Annotated in this window: 14 protein-coding genes; 9 read left to right on the top strand and 5 right to left on the bottom strand. The window is 52.2% G+C overall.

Features of this window, described 5'->3' with window-relative positions:
• Window positions 1–27: 27 nt before the first annotated feature.
• Window positions 28–558, bottom strand: coding sequence for an inorganic diphosphatase (ppa, locus tag AS19_RS10285; protein ID WP_011589273.1), 531 nt, complete (start codon window positions 556–558; stop codon window positions 28–30).
• A 151-nt stretch (window positions 559–709) separates the two neighbouring features.
• A complete protein-coding gene (locus tag AS19_RS10280) occupies window positions 710–1,078 on the bottom strand; it encodes a rhodanese-like domain-containing protein (RefSeq protein WP_011589272.1) in 369 nt (122 codons plus the stop codon).
• A gap of 502 nt (window positions 1,079–1,580) precedes the next feature.
• Between AS19_RS10280 and AS19_RS10275 the strand changes: the two genes are divergently transcribed.
• The 3 genes from AS19_RS10275 (at window position 1,581) to AS19_RS10265 (ending at window position 5,289) form a co-directional block, all read left to right on the top strand.
• A complete protein-coding gene (locus tag AS19_RS10275; RefSeq protein ID WP_011589271.1) occupies window positions 1,581–2,654 on the top strand; it encodes a peptidoglycan-binding protein in 1,074 nt (357 codons plus the stop codon).
• Window positions 2,655–3,315: 661 nt separating this feature from the next.
• The gene (gene upp, locus AS19_RS10270) at window positions 3,316–3,942 is read left to right on the top strand and encodes a uracil phosphoribosyltransferase (protein WP_041705504.1); all 627 of its coding nucleotides are present in this window, start codon (window positions 3,316–3,318) and stop codon (window positions 3,940–3,942) included.
• Window positions 3,943–3,972: 30 nt separating this feature from the next.
• Complete coding sequence (locus AS19_RS10265; RefSeq protein ID WP_011589269.1) at window positions 3,973–5,289, top strand: uracil-xanthine permease family protein; 1,317 nt, start codon at window positions 3,973–3,975, stop codon at window positions 5,287–5,289.
• Between the two features lie 158 nt (window positions 5,290–5,447).
• Here AS19_RS10265 and AS19_RS10260 read toward each other — a convergent pair whose 3' ends face one another.
• Window positions 5,448–6,710, bottom strand: coding sequence for a 6-phosphofructokinase (locus AS19_RS10260; protein WP_011589268.1), 1,263 nt, complete (start codon window positions 6,708–6,710; stop codon window positions 5,448–5,450).
• A 265-nt stretch (window positions 6,711–6,975) separates the two neighbouring features.
• On the opposite strand from AS19_RS10260, the gene AS19_RS10255 reads away from it, so the two are divergent.
• A complete protein-coding gene (locus AS19_RS10255) occupies window positions 6,976–7,500 on the top strand; it encodes a hypothetical protein (protein ID WP_011589267.1) in 525 nt (174 codons plus the stop codon).
• On the opposite strand, the gene AS19_RS10250 is transcribed toward AS19_RS10255, so the two are convergent.
• Both AS19_RS10250 and AS19_RS10245 read right to left on the bottom strand, forming a co-directional pair.
• Complete coding sequence (locus AS19_RS10250) at window positions 7,494–8,399, bottom strand: response regulator transcription factor (protein ID WP_011589266.1); 906 nt, start codon at window positions 8,397–8,399, stop codon at window positions 7,494–7,496. The two genes, AS19_RS10255 and AS19_RS10250, sit on opposite strands and share 7 nt — an antisense overlap.
• Window positions 8,396–11,752: an ATP-binding protein gene (locus tag AS19_RS10245; RefSeq protein ID WP_046962049.1), complete on the bottom strand. Its 3,357-nt coding sequence runs from the start codon at window positions 11,750–11,752 to the stop codon at window positions 8,396–8,398. Before AS19_RS10245 ends, AS19_RS10250 begins: the two co-directional genes overlap by 4 nt.
• 278 nt (window positions 11,753–12,030) lie before the next feature.
• On the opposite strand from AS19_RS10245, the gene urtA reads away from it, so the two are divergent.
• The 5 genes from urtA to urtE all read left to right on the top strand — a co-directional run bounded on the left by urtA (window position 12,031) and on the right by urtE (window position 16,954).
• Window positions 12,031–13,287, top strand: coding sequence for an urea ABC transporter substrate-binding protein (gene urtA / locus AS19_RS10240; protein ID WP_011589264.1), 1,257 nt, complete (start codon window positions 12,031–12,033; stop codon window positions 13,285–13,287).
• Between the two features lie 97 nt (window positions 13,288–13,384).
• Window positions 13,385–14,311: an urea ABC transporter permease subunit UrtB gene (urtB, locus tag AS19_RS10235; RefSeq protein WP_011589263.1), complete on the top strand. Its 927-nt coding sequence runs from the start codon at window positions 13,385–13,387 to the stop codon at window positions 14,309–14,311.
• 9 nt (window positions 14,312–14,320) lie between these two features.
• Window positions 14,321–15,463: an urea ABC transporter permease subunit UrtC gene (gene urtC / locus AS19_RS10230; protein ID WP_011589262.1), complete on the top strand. Its 1,143-nt coding sequence runs from the start codon at window positions 14,321–14,323 to the stop codon at window positions 15,461–15,463.
• The gene (gene urtD / locus AS19_RS10225) at window positions 15,460–16,209 is read left to right on the top strand and encodes an urea ABC transporter ATP-binding protein UrtD (RefSeq protein ID WP_011589261.1); all 750 of its coding nucleotides are present in this window, start codon (window positions 15,460–15,462) and stop codon (window positions 16,207–16,209) included. The genes urtC and urtD overlap by 4 nt, the downstream gene beginning before the upstream one ends.
• A gap of 55 nt (window positions 16,210–16,264) precedes the next feature.
• On the top strand, window positions 16,265–16,954 hold the full coding sequence (gene urtE / locus AS19_RS10220) for an urea ABC transporter ATP-binding subunit UrtE (RefSeq protein ID WP_035459102.1): 690 nt from the start codon (window positions 16,265–16,267) through the stop codon (window positions 16,952–16,954).
• The last annotated feature ends 30 nt before the right edge of the window (window positions 16,955–16,984 follow it).

The following is a 16,984-nucleotide window of genomic DNA, read 5'->3' as shown; positions in this document are numbered from 1 at the left end:
ATCTCGCGTTGTCGCTTGAAGCTCACCTTACGCTTTTTCGTAAGCTTCTACAGATTTGATAATCTCGGCCTTGGCGGCTTCGGCGCCATCCCAGCCATCAACCTTCACCCACTTGCCTGCTTCCAGCTCTTTGTAGTGCTCGAAGAAGTGCTTGATCTGGGCCAACAGCAGCTCGGGAAGGTCGTCGATGTCTTTTACGTCGTCGTAGATTTTGGTCAATTTGGTGTGCGGCACTGCAACCAGCTTGGCATCTTTACCGGCTTCGTCGGTCATGTTCAGGATACCTACCGGGCGGCAGCGAATCACGGAACCGGGGACCACTGGGTACGGCGTTACCACCAGCACGTCCAGCGGGTCGCCATCTTCGGACAGGGTATTGGGGATGTAGCCGTAGTTGGCCGGATAGAACATGGGGGTCGCCATGAAGCGGTCTACGAATACGGCGTTGCTGTCTTTGTCGATCTCGTACTTGATCGGGTCAGCATTGGCCGGAATCTCGATGGCCACGTAGATGTCTTCGGGGAGGTCTTTCCCGGCGGGAACCTTAGCAAAATCCATGGTCTGTCCTTCTCAACAGGGTGGGTGGTGGGCGCGGATTATAGCAATGGCAGCGGACGACGGCTAATCGGGGACAGTCGAACTTGCCTATGGAATAGAAATATCCTTATTCCATAGGCAGTCGGAGGTGTGGTGATGGGCAAATCGGTGCTTATTGGGCGGACTCCCAGCCCGGATAATTCCCTTGCAGCAGCTTCACGTTCTTGAAGCCGGCATTTTCCAGTACGGTGGCAGCGGCGCTGGCCCGGCGGCCAGATTGGCAATACAGCACGATGTCTTCTTTGCGATACTGCTCCATCATGTCCAGGTGATGTTCCATCTGTTTGGCGGGGACCATGATGGCGCCGGGAATATGCCCGGCCAGATATTCGTCTTCATCGCGCACATCAATAATGATGGGCGCGTTGCCGTCTTGCATCCTTTGCTTGAGTTCGCTCACGGAGAGGCTGTCAGCCGCCCATAGCGAAGCACAAAGTGTGTTCAACACGGCAAAAATTGAAATGATTAGATAACGCTTCATGATTGCGGCTCCTTTCGATTTTTCCATGCTTACCTATGCTCCCAACGTTTTTCTGCGTCGTGCCGGCCCCTGCTAACGAACGGCAGGGGTGATTATAAAGAACACTTTTGGATGCACCTAGGCAAGGATTTCGTTCACGGTTCCCCGTTTTTCTTTTTGGCGTCGTTAGCGTTGTCTACGGCAATAGATTGGGAGCCGGGTATGGATAATCGTTAAGAGTGAAGAGCGAATCTGTTTCGAGGGCGCCAAAGAGAATCAGTATCAGTAACTGGAGTAAAAGCACTTGAGGTGAATATTTATTCTTAACAAAGAAATAAAAGTAATAATATATAATGATAAATTTTTTGCGTATTTAAAGGTAGGTGAAATGGGATAAGCTTTTTCCCCAAAAAAAATTGTAAAATTGCGCATTTATAGACGTATTGATAATTGTCCCTGACATTTTTATTGAGCATTGTTCCATATGAAGAAAATAACGCGTGTTTTTCAAAGGGAACAGACTATGACATTGAATCGTCTCATTTTGCCGGCCGTTATTGCGGCACTTGCCACCGGTTGTGCCAGCAACCAAACTATTCAGGAAACACGAGAATATCAAACGCTGCAAAGTCAGCAGCAGCAACTGGAACAGGAAAATCAGCAGCTACGAGCCGCGTTGAGCTCCAATGATCAGCAGCCGGCCTCTACAGATTCTTCCAGCTCTGGCGCCCAGCTGCTGCCGCCTAATGCCCTGCCGGGACATTGTTATGCACGGGTTGTGATTCCGGAAACCTACAAAACGGAAATGCAGCGTGTAATGGTGTCTCAGGAAGACAGCAAGATTTCCACCACCCCCGCACGCTATGAAACCGTGCAAGAGAAGATCCTGGTCAGCGAAGCCTATGAGAAGCTGAAAGTCATTCCGGCTACCTACAAGACCGTGACTGAGGAAGTGTTGGTTAAAGGTGCGACTACCAAGCTGATCACTAAACCGGCGGAATATAAAACGGTTACCGAGCAAGTACTGGTCAAGCCAGCCTACACGACCTGGAAAAAAGGCCGTGGCCCTATCGAGAAACTCGATCATTCCACCGGTGAAATTATGTGTTTGGTGGAAGTGCCGGCGGAATACAAAACCATTAGCCGTAAGGAACTGGTAAAACCTGAGCGCACTGAAGAAGTTAAAATTCCTGCCGTGTACAAGACGGTCACTAAGAAAGTGGTCGATAAGCCTGCCCGGACTGAAAAAGTCACTGTGCCAGCTGTCTATAGCACGGTTGAGGTGGTCAAGCAGGTAGAGCCGCCTAAAGAGAAGAAAACAGTGATCCCCGCCGTTTACAAAGACGTGCCTAAGCAGGTCAAAGTGACGGATGCGGATATGGAATGGCGTGAAATTCTCTGTGAAACCAATACCACTCAGGATGTTGTCCGCCGCCTCCAAAAAGCGCTGGCCGCGAAAGGTTACGACCCGGTTTGGATTGATGGCGTATACGGCTCCAAGACCCGAGCGGCTGTGATCGCTTACCAGAAGGATAACGATTTGGCTTCTGGTCAGCTGACCATGCAGACCCTGGATCACTTAGGTGTGAAACTGTAACGCTTTTTTTTAGTATTTAATCAAGGCCGGCTTTTGTCGGCCTTTTTTTATGGTTTTCGTGGAGCGAAGTGCTGTCGAATTCTCGCTTCTTTAATGATCCTACAATGCGTACATATTGTTCCGATTCCCATTTGGTTGTTCTTCCCTGAGTATGCAAGAGAGGGAGCAAAGCCGGTCTGCTAACGAGCGGCTGACACATCGATAAGAAAAGGTTCATCGCGGATCAGCGTGAAAATACCGGTTGTGCCTGATTGAGGGCAGCGTTGCTGGATGCCAGATGTCTGAGACTGGATGTTAAACCGACGAATCGCTGAAAGATGCCCAATAACGCTGATCTGCTGTGGGAAGTGATGCTCGCACCACGAATAGCGTCGGTGAGTTACAGGCTACTTCGCGATGCAAGCACCGCTTTCCCCTCTGTTGCTCGAGCGTTTTTCAGAGGCTCCCTAGCAGCAAATCACCCGTGAATTTTCGGCAATGTATTAACGCCTTTGGTTTTTTTTTTTCTTTGACGGTTAGTATTGTCTGACTGTGTGAGGGGGCGTGCGGTGAAATGACACAGCGTGTGCACCGGTGACATTTGCGCTGTAATCGTCACAATATCGCTATTGTTGGGGTGATCTGCGCCCCTATGTTTATTGGTATCCAGGAGCCTGCCACCATGAGTGTCCATGAAATTCGCCATCCGTTGGTCCAACACAAGCTGGGGCTGTTGCGCCAGAAGAGCTTGAGCACCCGTAGTTTTCGCCAGTTGACCTCTGAGGTGGGCAGCCTGTTGACCTACGAAGCCACTAGCGACTTGGTGCTGGAGGATTATCAGGTGGATACCTGGATGGGCAAGGCGCCAGCCCAGCGCATCCGGGGTAAAAAAATCACTGTGGTGCCTATTCTCCGGGCCGGATTGGGTATGCTGGATGGAGTGCTGGGATTGATCCCCAGCGCTAAAGTGAGTGTGGTGGGGGTGTATCGGGATGAGACCACTCTGCAGCCGGTGGCCTATTTTGAGAAGCTGGCCCACGATATCGACGAGCGCACGGCGCTAGTTATCGACCCCATGCTAGCCACCGGGGGCTCCATGCTGGCTTGCATCGACATGCTAAAAAAAGCCGGTTGCACCCAGATTCGAGCTTTGGTGCTGGTGGCGGCGCCGGAAGGTATCCGTAAAGTCCAAGAAGCACACCCTGATGTGTCTCTTTACACTGCTTCGGTGGATCAGGGTTTGAATGAGGACGGTTACATTATGCCGGGCCTGGGGGATGCCGGGGACAAGATTTTCGGCACCAAGTAGCCGCGTGATGATTGCTAACAGGAGCTCCTTATGAGCCAGACCGGCGGATTCTGGAACTGGAAAACCATTCTTATTGGTGCCCAGATGCTGTTTGTGGCTTTTGGTGCGATGGTGTTAATGCCGTTGCTCACAGGGCTGGACCCCAGCGTGGCGCTATTTACCGCGGGCTTGGGCACGCTGCTGTTTCAATGGATTACTCGGCGCTCTATTCCTGTCTTTCTCGCGTCCTCTTTTGTATTTGTGGCACCCATTTCCCATGCTGTGAAACAGTGGGGGGTGCCAGCCACGATGGGGGCGCTGTTCTGCACTGCCGTGGTTTACGTGATTCTCGGAGTGTTAGTGAAATGGCGGGGCCCGGGGTTTCTGCACCGGCTGATGCCGCCGGTAGTCACCGGCCCCATCATTATGGTGATTGGGCTGAGCTTGGCACCTACTGCGGTGAACTTTGCCATGGGCATGTCCGGTAATGGTGAGATGCAGATGTTTGCGTATGGGGATGCGCTGCTCGTTTCCATGGTTTCCTTGTTGGTCACTATGTTGGTGGCGGCGCTGGGGCATGGTTTGTTCCGGCTATTACCCATTCTGTGCGGAGTAGTTTCGGGCTATCTGACGGCCCTGGCCATGGGCATGGTGGATTTTTCCGGGGTGAATCAAGCGGGCTGGTTATCGGTGCCGACCTTTATTGCTCCCACCTTTTATTGGCCCGCCATCCTGTTCATGATGCCGGTGGCACTGGCGCCGGCCATTGAGCATGTAGGAGATGTGCTGGCGATCAGTAACGTGACCGGCAAAGACTATATTCGTAAGCCTGGGCTGCATCGCACGCTCACAGGCGATGGTGTGGCCAGCATGGTGGCGGCCTTGTTCGGTGGCCCACCTAATACCACTTATTCGGAAGTTACCGGTGCGGTGATGTTGACCCGGGTGTTTAATCCGGTGGTAATGACCTGGACGGCGATCTTCGCCATCTTATTGGCCTTTATTGGCAAGTTTGGGTTGTTACTACAGAGTATCCCCACCCCAGTGATGGGCGGAATTTTGATTCTTATGTTCGGCTCCATTGCGAGTGTGGGCATGAATACCTTGATCAAGGCGCAGGTGGATCTTCATGCGCAACGTAATCTGGTCATTGTGGCGGTAACCTTGATTTTCGGCATTGGCGGCATGGTCATGGGCAACGGCGACTTCACCCTGCAGGGTATTAGCCTATGCGGGTTGGTGGCGGTGCTCCTGAATCAGGTGCTTCCCCATGCCCCCTTCATGGCCGATGATCTTCATGAAGAGCAGGAGTATGTTGATGACTTATTGGCGCACGTGCGTAAAAAAGAGCGCGATGAGCGCACATGATTCTGTTTTTATGAGGCGGTTGATCTGATGGTTGAATCGTCGAAATTAAAAGAATAGTTGTTCTGGGAAACGGTCAGGGCTGAATGGCCATTGGCCGTTAGTGAAAAGCAAAAGCCTCGCATTGCGAGGCTTTTGCTTTTTATCAAGATGCTAGTGTTTTAGACCTCAAAAGCATCGTTTAACTTTTTCTCGACTGGGGCTAGTTTTAGTTTGGCAAATTGCGGCAGCCCGTTTTTGTAGGGAGGGTAGGATTCACCACCAATCAAAGGCTCTAGGTAGGCTCGGGCCGCGGGGGTAATGCCGAAACCATCTTTGCTAATGTATTTACGCGGCATTTTCTTTTCTACATTGGCCACTTTCTTTAGCGGCGCTTCGCCGATGGTCCAGCTGTATTTTTTTGTGTCCTTGCGAACCACGGTGGGCATGACTGCGTTTTTACCCGCCACGGCGAACTCAACGGCGGCGCGGCCCACTGCGTAGGCTTGCTCCACGTCAGTGGCTGATGCTATGTGGCGTGCGGCACGCTGTAAGTAATCGCTTACAGCCCAGTGGTATTTGTAGCCGAGTTCGTCTTTCACCATCTGAGCGATGACCGGAGCCACACCGCCTAGCTGTTTGTGGCCAAAGGCGTCAGTGTTACCCGCGTCGGCCAAGAACGTGCCGTCTTCATAGCGAGCCCCTTCGGACACCACAATGACGCAATAGCCCGCTTTCTTGACGGTGGCTTCCACCTTTTTCATGAAGGCCGCTTTGTCGAAGGCAATTTCCGGGAACAAGATTAGGTGCGGAGCGTCATCGGCATCCTCTTTGGCGAGCCCGGCGGAGGCGGCGATCCAGCCAGCGTGACGGCCCATGACTTCCATCACGAACACCTTGGTGGAGGTGGCGCACATGCTGGCCACGTCCAGGGCGGCCTCACGGCAGCTCACAGCGGTGTACTTGGCGACGGAACCGAAACCAGGGCTCACGTCGGTGAAGGGCAGGTCGTTGTCCACGGTTTTGGGCACGTGGATAGCCTGGATCGGGTAGCCCATTTTCTCGGAAAGCTGTGATACTTTTAGGCAGGTGTCGGCGGAATCACCACCACCGTTATAGAAGAAGTAGCCGATGTTGTGAGCCTTGAAGACTTCGATTAGACGTTCGTATTCGCGTTGGGAGGTCTTGAGGTCTTTCAGCTTATAGCGGCAAGAACCGAAGGCCCCGCCGGGGGTGTGCTTGAGCGCTTCAATGGCGCTTTTGCTTTCTTTGCTTGTATCGATCAGCTCTTCAGTGAGTGCGCCGATGATGCCATTCCGGCCGGCGTAGACTTTGCCGATCACATCCTTGTTTTCTCGTGCTGCTTCAATAACGCCGGCAGCAGAAGCATTGATGACGGCAGTAACACCGCCGGACTGAGCATAGAAAGCGTTTTTACGCGCCATGTGAGACCCCTTGATTCAATTTGTGAGCATTCTAGCGAAGGCGTCCAAAAAACACACCTGTGGTTGTCGGACCATATCGTGTCAAGGTTCAAGGTGTGCATGGGCTGGTGTTGTTGTGGGTGGGCGGATGAAACTGACAAGAGGGGCTGTGCGGCGGCCTTGATCGAATGGCGAAGATGTTTTTTTATGTTGCAACGTTGAGCTTGAAGCTTGTTCCTGCTTGCCTTTCCCTCCTGCTCTGAAAGAATAGCGGGCCGGAGGATCCATGACTGTATTGATAACCTTGTTCTGGCGGCTGGCTATATTTCGTGCCAGCCCTGAAAACGTCCCGTATTCCTCGTCGTTAATGGCGCTGGTGCTGGCAGGCTGGTTTATGCTGCAGCTGTTAGTGGGTAGCCTGCAGACGGCATTACCCCTTGGTGTCTTGGTGAGCAGCCAATTGCTATCGCTGGTGGTGGTGTTGGCGGGTACAGGTTTGCTGCTGGCGTTTAAAGGGCTGCAGGGGCGTTGGTTGCAGACGGCTTTGTCGCTGGTAGGTGTAGATGTGGTGTTGACCCTGCTGAGCCTGCCGTTGTTGGCCCTTAACGCCTCTATGGCTCAGTCACTGAGTGCCATTGAGCTACTTTATTTAGTGCTAGTGAGTTGGCAGTTGGCGGCGCAAAGTTTCATCTACCACCGTGCCTTGAATGTGGGGCCCTTCCTTGGGCTGGGGGTTGCCATGACCTTGCTGGTGGCCAGTTATGCGGGTGTGGTTCTGTTACTGCCTGAGGTGGTGACTGGCGCTCAATGAATCTGGGTAAGGTATTGAATAACCATGGCTGCTGCGGCAGTCCGGTTTTCAACTCCCAGTTTGCGGAAGATCTGTTCCAGATGTTTGTTCACTGTCCGTGGGCTTAACTCAAGAATCTGGGCAATTTCTCGGTTGGTTTTACCGTGTGCAATCCACACTAGTACCTGGGACTCGCGGTGGGTTACATGCAGCGCAGTTTTCAGCAACTCCAGCTCTGCATCGCTGTCGTGGTGTAGCAGCCGGAACAAGTGCTCGCTATTTTCCTCACCGCTCACTGAATGGCCCAGATAACGTAGCCCTAGGTTACCGGGCAGTTTATTGAGTTGCTGGCCCCGCTCCGGTTGATGTTTGAGCCAGCGTTGTATTGGGTCTGCAAGCGCACTGCGTTCCACCTTGGCTTTTTCCAGTAGCTGGTCGGTGTGTGGGGTTGCCCAGTGCCATTGGCCTGCCGCATCGGTGGAAAAGCTGGTTTGGCCAAGTCGGTCTAGGGTGGTGTGGGCGCTTTGCGTCATGCGAGCATTGTTTAAATGTACGCGGATGCGAGCGATCAGTTCGTTAGGCCGCACTGGTTTGGTGATGTAGTCTACGCCACCGGCTTCCAGGCCCCGGACCACATCTTCACTTTCGGTTAGTCCGGTCATGAAAATTACTGGAACGCAGGCTAGATTTGGATGCTGTTTCAGGCGGCGGCAAGTTTCGAAGCCATCTAAGTTGGGCATGATCGCATCCATCAAGATCAAATCTGGTGTCATTTTTTCGGCAATATTCAGTGCTTGCTGGCCTTCCAGTGCGATAAGAGCAGTGAGTCCGGCTTGATCCAACGCTTGATGAATCATGCCGAGAGAATCTGGGGAGTCGTCCACCACCAGTATCAGATCTTTACGTTGTGCGGCTGTCATGGGGCTGCCTCTAATAATCGGATCACGGCCTGAAAATCAAATATTTTAAGTAAAGTGTGCATTTTTTCCGCTATATCAGAACCCAGATTTCCCTTTTCTCGCTCCTGTATTATCCGATCCAGTAGACCCGTTAAGTGACCGATCTCTGCCAGAGCAAGAAGTTCATCACGCAGGGTGCTATTTAGAGCGCGCACTGGTTCGGCTTGCTGCACAACGGTGATGTGCTTTGGTGAAGTATTGTGTGGATGCAACCAAGTCAGTGATAGGTGGCGGGCTAGGCTGTCTAGTAGGCTATTGAGTTTTAGTGGTTTGGTCAGGTAATCGTTATGCAAGCCGTCGGGGATGGCTGGGTCGTTTTCACGAGCATTGGCAGAAAGCATGATTACCGGGCCACGGTAATCTTGCTGACGAATATGTTGAACGGTTTCCCAGCCGGTGAGGCCTGGCATAGAAATGTCTAGTAGTACTAGGTCTGGGGTAGTATGCCGGGCCAGTTGCAAGCCTGTTTCTCCATCCGGAGCTTCATTGATAATAAATCCCAAAGGGGTAAGCAGATCACTGATTAGGCCCCGGTGTGAGGGGTCATCATCGATGATCAACAGGCTTTTACGCTCGCCAATATAGCCGGCCACGGGTTTGCGTTCATGGCGGGTGGGGGCCGGGCCACTCAATCTGGATAGCATTACCGAAAGACGAAATTCACTTCCTTGGCCGGGGATGCTGCTTACTTGTATATCGCCCCCCATGATGTCGGCTAACAACTGGGTAATGGTGAGCCCTAGCCCGGTGCCATGAACACTGGGAGTTCCCGGTTTTCTTACCCGCTCGAACGGTCGGAAGATGCGCTTCAGGTCTTCTTCATCAATGCCGACGCCGGTATCGGCAATAACGAACTCGGCCACTTGATTGCGGTAACGAAAGGTCAGTGTGACTTGGCCTTCACGGGTAAACTTGATGGCGTTGGAGAGCAGGTTGATCAGAATCTGTCGTAACCGTTTCTCATCCGTAGTGACCCAGGTGGGCATCTGGCTTTTACTGCGAAATTCGAAGCCAATGCCTTTTTCCGCGGCCTGTAACTGAAACATGGTGACCAGTTCATCGATGAGTTCCGGTACGCATACCTGATTGCGGTACAGCTCCAGCCGGCCCGCTTCGATTTTGGATATCTCCAGCAGCCCTTCAATCAGGTCGGATAGATGCTCTGTACTGCGGCGAATGGCACCAATGGCATCGCGCCGGTTTTCCGGGATGGTTGGATCCTGCTCCAGCAGTTGGGCGTAGCCAAAAGCGGCATTCAGAGGGGAGCGTAGTTCGTGGCTGAGCCCTGTGAGGTAGCGGCTTTTTGCTTGATTGGCGGATTCGGCCAGTTCCTTGGCTTGCTGTAATGCCAGATCAGTTTTTTCGTGAGCTTTAATTTCTTCCATCAACATGCGGGTTTGGCGCCGGCTTTCTTCTTGGGCAACAACCCTACTTTCGTGGGCAAGCACAAACAACCAAGCCACCACGCCGCTGATAATGATGAGTATGGCGAACACTTTGGTCAAGGTGTCAGCCATCAGTTCTTTTACCGTAGGGTCGGCAATGGGGATTTGATAATAAATCAAAGCCAGCAGTCCACTCATAATCAAGGCCACGATGATCAGCAGGCCGAGAAAATGCCCCATCCGTGACCGCATGTGATTAATCAGTGTTTGTGGAAGCAGCCCGCCCATCCAGTCAATCAATTGTTCGGAGAAACGAGCGTTGTGTTTGCAGCTGTCGTTGCAGCGTGCATCCAAAGAACAGCATAAGGAACATATCGGGCCGTTGTAGGCGGGGCAGAAGGCCATGTCCTCCCTGTCGAAATGATGCTCGCAAATACAACAAGCAAGGCCTTCCAACTCACGGCTGGGGCTGGGCGCGCGGGCGATGTAGTAACGGCTGCGGGTAAGTAGGGCAATTAATGGGGCACTGATAAAGGTGCTGAACAGGGCGATAAAGGAGGCCAGAGCTCGGGCTGTTTCGCCCCACAGGCCGGCGCGAGCACTAAGGCCGATGGCCGTGGCGATCATCATAGAGCCGAACCCTACGGGGTTCAGGTCATAAAGATGGGCACGTTTAAATTCGATGTGTTTTGGGCTGAGTCCCAGCGGTTTATTGATCACTAAGTCGGCCACTAAAGCGCCCATCCAAGCCACCGCGACCACTGCGTAGCTGCCGAGGATGGATTCAAAAGCCCGGTAAATACCGATTTCCATCAATACCAAGGCAATCACAACATTGAAGACTAGCCATACAACCCGCCCAGGGTGGCTATGGGTCAGCCGGGAGAAAAAGTTGGACCAGGCAATCGAGCCGGCATAGGCGTTGGTTACGTTGATTTTTAACTGCGAGAGAATAACGAAGATCCCGGCCAGTGCCAGTAGCATGGTGGGGTTTTGGGTGACATGACTGAATGCCACCAGGTACATATGCATTGGTTCCTGAGCTTGCTCCAGGGCGAGCCCAGAATAAAAAGCCAGTACCGCCAAAAAGGAGCCGGCTAAGGCTTTCAGCGCGCCGATCACTACCCAACCAGGCCCACCGGCGAGCATGGCTGCCCACCAGCGTAGCCGTTTGCCTTTTTCCGGTTCAGGCATGAAACGCAGAAAATCTACTTGCTCGCCAATTTGTGCAACCAGTGAAAACAGCACGGTGGCGCCGGCGCCAAACATGATCAGGTTGAAGCTACCGCCATCGTTATTAAGTCCTTCGAAGCTGGCCCAGCGCGGCAGTGATTCTGGGTCTTGCATGAGGATAAACCCGAATGGAAGTAGCTGCAGGAATACCCATATGGGCTGTGTCCATAACTGAAAACGGGTCAGGGTGGTGATGCCATGAATGACTAATGGAATGGCGATTAGTGAGCTGAGTAAATACCCAATAGTTGGAGGGATATCGAACAGTATTTCCAGCGCCATGGCCATGATAGCCGCTTCCAAGGCGAAGAAAATAAAGGTGAATGACGCGTATATCAGGGAGGTGATGGTTGAGCCTAGGTAGCCAAAGCCCGCTCCCCGAGTAAGCAGGTCGATATCCACCCCGTAACGAGCGGCGTAATAACTGACGGGCAAACCGAGAAGGAAGATGGTGAGCATGACCGCACAGATGGCCGCCACTGCGTTAGTGAAGCCGTAATTTAAGGTGATCGCTCCACCAATGGCTTCCAGGGCAAGGAAAGTGATAGCACCGATAGCTGTGCCGGCGACTCGACCGGCAGACCAGCGACGGGCTCCCTTGCCCGTGAAACGCAATGAGAAATCCTCCAACGTTTGGTTGCCAACCCACTGATTGTAACTGCGTCGCACACGGAATATGCGTTGCTCGATTGCCATAACGTTTCCGTTGTCGGCAGCAGGATGTCCATTTCGCGGATGCCGGAATAAGTGCTGGGGCGGTGTCAGTTGCTCCATGATGATGCAGGCAGCAATGCACAAAACGTGCCCGTTCGTGTACGCGCATTACTTTATGGCCCATCGCAGGTGCGGGGTATGCGTTAAATGACGTACGGCGATGGCGTAATCACCGAATGGGCCCCAGGGGGGCAGATTTTCATACTCGTTAGCGAGGGAAACGAGGTGCTTCCCATGAATTCGCTGATGAGGGGTAAACCATGAAATTGAGCAAAACCCGTTCTTCCAGTCACCGGCCGTCCTCGACGCGCCGGCATCTTCTGGGAGGGCTGATGGCGCTACCTGCGTTGTTCGCCCTTTCTAATACGGTACTGGCTGCCGACGTGAACACCACTGGCCTAGCGGTGACTGACGACACAGTAAAGGTCGGTATTCTGCATTCGGTTACCGGCACTATGGCAATCAGTGAGACAGGCTCAGTGCAGGCTGAGAAGTTGGCGATTGAACAGATCAATGCTTCAGGGGGGGTGCTGGGACGTCAGATCGAGTATATCCAGGAAGATGGCGCCAGTGACTGGCCCACCTTCGCTGAAAAATCTCGTAAATTGCTGGTGAACGATAATGTGGCTGCGGTTTTTGGTTGCTGGACATCCGCTTCCCGTAAAGCAGTGCTGCCAGTATTTGAGCAGTATAACGGCATGCTTTATTACCCCACGTTCTATGAGGGGCTGGAAAAATCTCCAAACGTAATCTATACCGGCCAGGAAGCGACTCAGCAAATTCTCGCCAGTATTGACTGGTTGGCTGAAGAGAAAGGTGCCAAGACGTTCTACTTGCTGGGCTCCGATTACATTTGGCCGCGTACCTCTAACAAGATTGCCCGTAAGCACATTGATAAGCTGGGCTTGAAAGTAGTGGGTGAAGAGTACTACCCGCTTGGTCATACCCAGTTCAACTCGGTAATTAACAAGATCAAGTTAAAGAAACCGGATGTGATTTTTGCCTCTGTGGTAGGTGGTTCCAACGTGGCTTTCTATAAGCAGATGAAAGCGGCGGGTATCGATCTGACCAAAGAGAGTCCGTTGCTACTGACCATCTCCGTCACCGAGGATGAAATTCTGGGTATCGGTGGTGAAAACGTGGAAGGCGCTTACGCTTCCATGAAGTATTTCCAAAGCTTGGGTAACGACAATAACCAAGACTTTGTAAAAGCGTTCAAGAAGCGTTGGGGTGAAGACATCGTTATCGGTGACGTGACCCAGGCGGCTTATCTTGGCCCATGGTTGTGGAAAGCGGCGGTAGAGAAAGCGGGCTCTTTCGATATCGACAAAGTGCGCGAAGCTTCTCCGGGTATTGAGTTGACCACTGCACCAGAAGGCTATGTGCGTATCCACGAAAACCATCACTTGTGGTCCAAGGCCCGTATCGGCCAGGCACAGAAAGATGGTCAGTACAAAGTGATTTACGAAACCGAAGAACTGATGGAGCCTGACCCGTTCCCTAAAGGCTATCAGTGAGGTGTAACCCCGGCGCCCTGAATATCGGGCGCCGGATCTTTCAAGATCATTCTTTTTCTTGCCGAATTTCCCTCTTTAATTTTCGGGAGTACCTGCCATGTTCGCTGACTACACCATGACGGAGCTGACTTCTATCTTCGCCATGCAAGGGTTTGCCGGCCTGTCGCTATTTTCCATCTTTGTACTGATGGCGCTGGGGCTGGCCATTATTTTTGGGCAAATGGGCGTGATCAACATGGCCCATGGTGAATTCATGATTCTGGGCGCCTACACCACATACTTGACTGCCCAGTTGTTCGAAAACTATCTGCCAGGGTTATACGAGGGGTATTTTTTTGTAGCCATGATATTGGCCTTTTTTGTCACCGCCGCGCTTGGGGCGCTGGTGGAATGGCTAATGATACGTCACCTCTACCATCGTCCGCTGGATACGCTACTGGCGACCTGGGGTCTGAGTCTTATTCTTCAGCAGACTTACCGCAGTGTTTTTGGTGCACGGGAAGTGGGTGTGAGTCTGCCGGACTGGATGATGGGGTCAATTGCGGTTACCGATTTGGTGGAAATTCCTATCAACGGGATCTTCGTGATGGTGTTGGCGCTGGTGATTGCTTTTGGCGTTTATCTGTTGATGTTCCGCTCTGGTTGGGGTCGACAGGTTCGTGCGGTGGTACAGAACCGGCCCATGTCTGAAGCTGTCGGTATCGATAGCAGTAAAGTTGATCGCGTCACCTTTGCGCTAGGGTGTGGTATTGCCGGTGTGGCGGGCAGTGCGTTCACCATGATTGGTTCTACCGGTCCCACCTCCGGGCAATTGTATATTGTCGATACCTTCCTGGTCGTGGTTTTTGGCGGTGCGCAAAGTCTGCTTGGCACTATCGCCTCTGCATTCACCATTTCCCAGGCCCAGTCCACGATGGAATTTTTCCTGAGTGGTTCAATGGCTAAAGTGCTCACGCTGCTGGTTGTGGTCGGCATTCTGATGTTGCGTCCGCAAGGTTTGTTTGCACTCAAGGTTCGTCGCTAGGAGATCGCCATGAAATCAACGTCGTTCTTTCAATGGTTAGGATCCCGCGAGGGAATCTACCATCTGCTGTTGGCGCTGCTGCTGGTGGTGGTGTTCCCACTGGCGTTGGATGCCTTTCGTCTTAATATGGTTGGCAAGTATCTAACCTATGCGTTTGCCGCGCTAGGTCTGGTTCTTTGCTGGGGCCGCAGTGGTATTTTGAGTCTTGGGCAGGGGATTTTTTTCGGCCTTGGCGGCTACTGCATGGCGATGTTCTTGAAGTTGGAAGCGTCCAGTCCAGAAAATACATCCATTCAGTCTACCCCGGGTATTCCTGATTTCATGGACTGGAACCAGCTCACCGCACTGCCCTGGTTTTGGGAACCCTTCCACAGCTTTTCCTTTACTTTGATTGCGGTGGTTGCCGTGCCGGCGATTCTTGCCCTTATCATTGGCGTAGCCATGTTCAAACGCCGAGTAGGTGGCGTGTATTTTGCCATCATTACTCAGGCGATTGCCGCCATCCTGACGATCCTGATCATTGGTCAGCAGGGTTTCACAGGGGGGGTGAATGGTATTACCGATCTGCGCACCTTGATGGGGTGGGATATCCGTAGTGACGAAGCCAAAACGGCGTTGTACTTCGTGTGTGTAGGCATGTTGTTCCTGTGCCTGATGATTGGTCGCTGGGTCATGCATAGCAAGCTGGGGCGTATTCTGCTTGCCATGCGCGACCAGGAAGATCGGGTACGTTTTTCCGGTTACGACGTTGCTTCTTTCAAGATATTTGTGTTCTGCCTAGCCGCTATGTTTGCCGGTGTGGGTGGGGCCATGTTTACCCTGCAGGTAGGTTTCATGTCGCCAACATTTGTGGGGATTGTACCCTCCATTGAAATGGTGGTGCTGTGTGCCGTGGGCGGCCGGAATTCTCTGCTGGGCGCGGTGTATGGCGCGTTAATTGTGAATGCCGCTAAAACGGGCTTCTCAGAATCCTTCCCTGAACTGTGGCTGTATGCAATGGGTGCTCTATTCATTGGTGTAGTGCTGGCCTTCCCTGATGGCTTGGCTGGACTTTATAACCGTTATATTCAGCCGCTAGAAAATAAGTTGCCCTCGCTGCTGCGTCGCCGTCGCGCTGATGCTGAAAATCTGCCTGTGGAGGAAGTGAAATGATGCCGACTAATAATGATTTCATTCTTGCGGTAGAAGGTTTGACTGTTTCTTTCGATGGGTTCAAGGCGGTTAACGATATGTCGCTGTACCTGGAACCACAGGAGATTCGTGTGATTATCGGCCCCAATGGGGCCGGTAAAACCACGGTACTAGATCTGATCTGCGGTAAAACCCGGGCAACGGAAGGATCGATAAAGTTCAAGGGGAAAGAGCTGAGCAAAATGAGCGAGCACAAGATTGTGCGTGCTGGTGTTGGCCGAAAATTTCAAAACCCCTCTATTTATGAAGACCTAAGCGTTTTCGAAAATTTAGAAGTGTCATTTCCACGTGGGCGTTCTGTAATGGGGGCCTTGGCATTCAAGCGTGATGCTGAAGTTATCAATGCGGTGGAAGAAGTGGCCAGAACTATCTTTCTCGAAGATCTTCTCGATCAACCCGCCGCCTTGCTTAGTCATGGTCAAAAGCAGTGGTTAGAAATCGGTATGTTGCTTATCCAGAAACCGGATCTATTGATGTTAGATGAACCGGTTGCTGGCATGTCAGTAGCAGAACGAAAAAAAACGGCTGAACTTCTTCGGGTTATTACCAAAAACCATACGGTACTAGTCATCGAACATGACATGCAGTTTGTTGGTGATATTGCTGACCGCGTTACGGTAATGCATCAGGGCAAGGTGCTCTCGGAAGGGTCGCTAGAGAAGGTTAAAGCGGACCCAAAGGTCATCGAAGTTTACCTGGGTCACTGAGTTGAAGGTCGCCGCGAGTTATTCACGGTGCCGACTCTGATAGGGAGTGCTAGTTATGTTGAGAGTATCAAATTACGACGTAGCCTACGGGCAGAGCACCATTATTCGCAATATGAACCTCAAAGTTGAGGAAAACGAAATTGTTGCAGTAGTGGGCCGTAATGGCATGGGTAAAACCACCCTGATGAAATCTCTGATCGGTATGGAAAAAGCCCGCGCTGGCATAACCGAGCTGGACGGAGTGGATCTGTCGGCCATGAAAAGCTGTCAGCGAGTAAAGGCCGGTCTGGGGTTTGTTCCTCAGGGACGTATGATTTTTCCGTCGTTGACTGTGAAAGAGAATATCGAAACCGGCTTGGCCGCGGTGGGGGAAAAGAAAGTCCCCAAAGATTTATACGAACTGTTTCCCGTTCTAGAAGAAATGCAGAGCCGTCGAGGCGGAAACTTATCCGGCGGTCAACAGCAACAGTTGGCAATTGCCCGTGCACTGGCCACACGGCCCAAGGTGTTGTTGCTGGATGAGCCCACTGAGGGGATTCAACCCTCCATCATCAAGGATATGGCCCGTACGTTGAAGCGTATCCGCGATGAGCGCGGGCTATCCATTGTGGTGTCTGAGCAAGTGTTGAGCTTTGTCATGGATGTGGCTGATCGAATTTTAGTCATCGAGAAAGGCGAAATCGTACATGAAGAAAGCGGTGAGAGCATGAATCAGGAAAAAATAGCGGCATATCTTGCGGTGTGATGTGCCTGTTTGCCGATGAATTTTAAGCAG

Origin of the sequence: Alcanivorax sp. NBRC 101098 (genome assembly GCF_001010505.1) — a bacterium.
In the GTDB taxonomy this organism is placed as follows: domain Bacteria; phylum Pseudomonadota; class Gammaproteobacteria; order Pseudomonadales; family Alcanivoracaceae; genus Alcanivorax; species Alcanivorax borkumensis.
This window is presented reverse-complemented; position numbering and strand designations above follow the sequence as displayed.

What these genes read in the sequence shown, in the direction of transcription:
- ppa (WP_011589273.1), bottom strand. Translation starts at nt 558, where the DNA reads ATGGATTTTGCTAAGGTTCCCGCCGGGAAAGACCTCCCCGAAGACATC.
- AS19_RS10280 (WP_011589272.1), bottom strand. Translation starts at nt 1,078, where the DNA reads ATGAAGCGTTATCTAATCATTTCAATTTTTGCCGTGTTGAACACACTT.
- AS19_RS10275 (WP_011589271.1), top strand. Translation starts at nt 1,581, where the DNA reads ATGACATTGAATCGTCTCATTTTGCCGGCCGTTATTGCGGCACTTGCC.
- upp (WP_041705504.1), top strand. Translation starts at nt 3,316, where the DNA reads ATGAGTGTCCATGAAATTCGCCATCCGTTGGTCCAACACAAGCTGGGG.
- AS19_RS10265 (WP_011589269.1), top strand. Translation starts at nt 3,973, where the DNA reads ATGAGCCAGACCGGCGGATTCTGGAACTGGAAAACCATTCTTATTGGT.
- AS19_RS10260 (WP_011589268.1), bottom strand. Translation starts at nt 6,710, where the DNA reads ATGGCGCGTAAAAACGCTTTCTATGCTCAGTCCGGCGGTGTTACTGCC.
- AS19_RS10255 (WP_011589267.1), top strand. Translation starts at nt 6,976, where the DNA reads ATGACTGTATTGATAACCTTGTTCTGGCGGCTGGCTATATTTCGTGCC.
- AS19_RS10250 (WP_011589266.1), bottom strand. Translation starts at nt 8,399, where the DNA reads ATGACAGCCGCACAACGTAAAGATCTGATACTGGTGGTGGACGACTCC.
- AS19_RS10245 (WP_046962049.1), bottom strand. Translation starts at nt 11,752, where the DNA reads ATGGCAATCGAGCAACGCATATTCCGTGTGCGACGCAGTTACAATCAG.
- urtA (WP_011589264.1), top strand. Translation starts at nt 12,031, where the DNA reads ATGAAATTGAGCAAAACCCGTTCTTCCAGTCACCGGCCGTCCTCGACG.
- urtB (WP_011589263.1), top strand. Translation starts at nt 13,385, where the DNA reads ATGTTCGCTGACTACACCATGACGGAGCTGACTTCTATCTTCGCCATG.
- urtC (WP_011589262.1), top strand. Translation starts at nt 14,321, where the DNA reads ATGAAATCAACGTCGTTCTTTCAATGGTTAGGATCCCGCGAGGGAATC.
- urtD (WP_011589261.1), top strand. Translation starts at nt 15,460, where the DNA reads ATGATGCCGACTAATAATGATTTCATTCTTGCGGTAGAAGGTTTGACT.
- urtE (WP_035459102.1), top strand. Translation starts at nt 16,265, where the DNA reads ATGTTGAGAGTATCAAATTACGACGTAGCCTACGGGCAGAGCACCATT.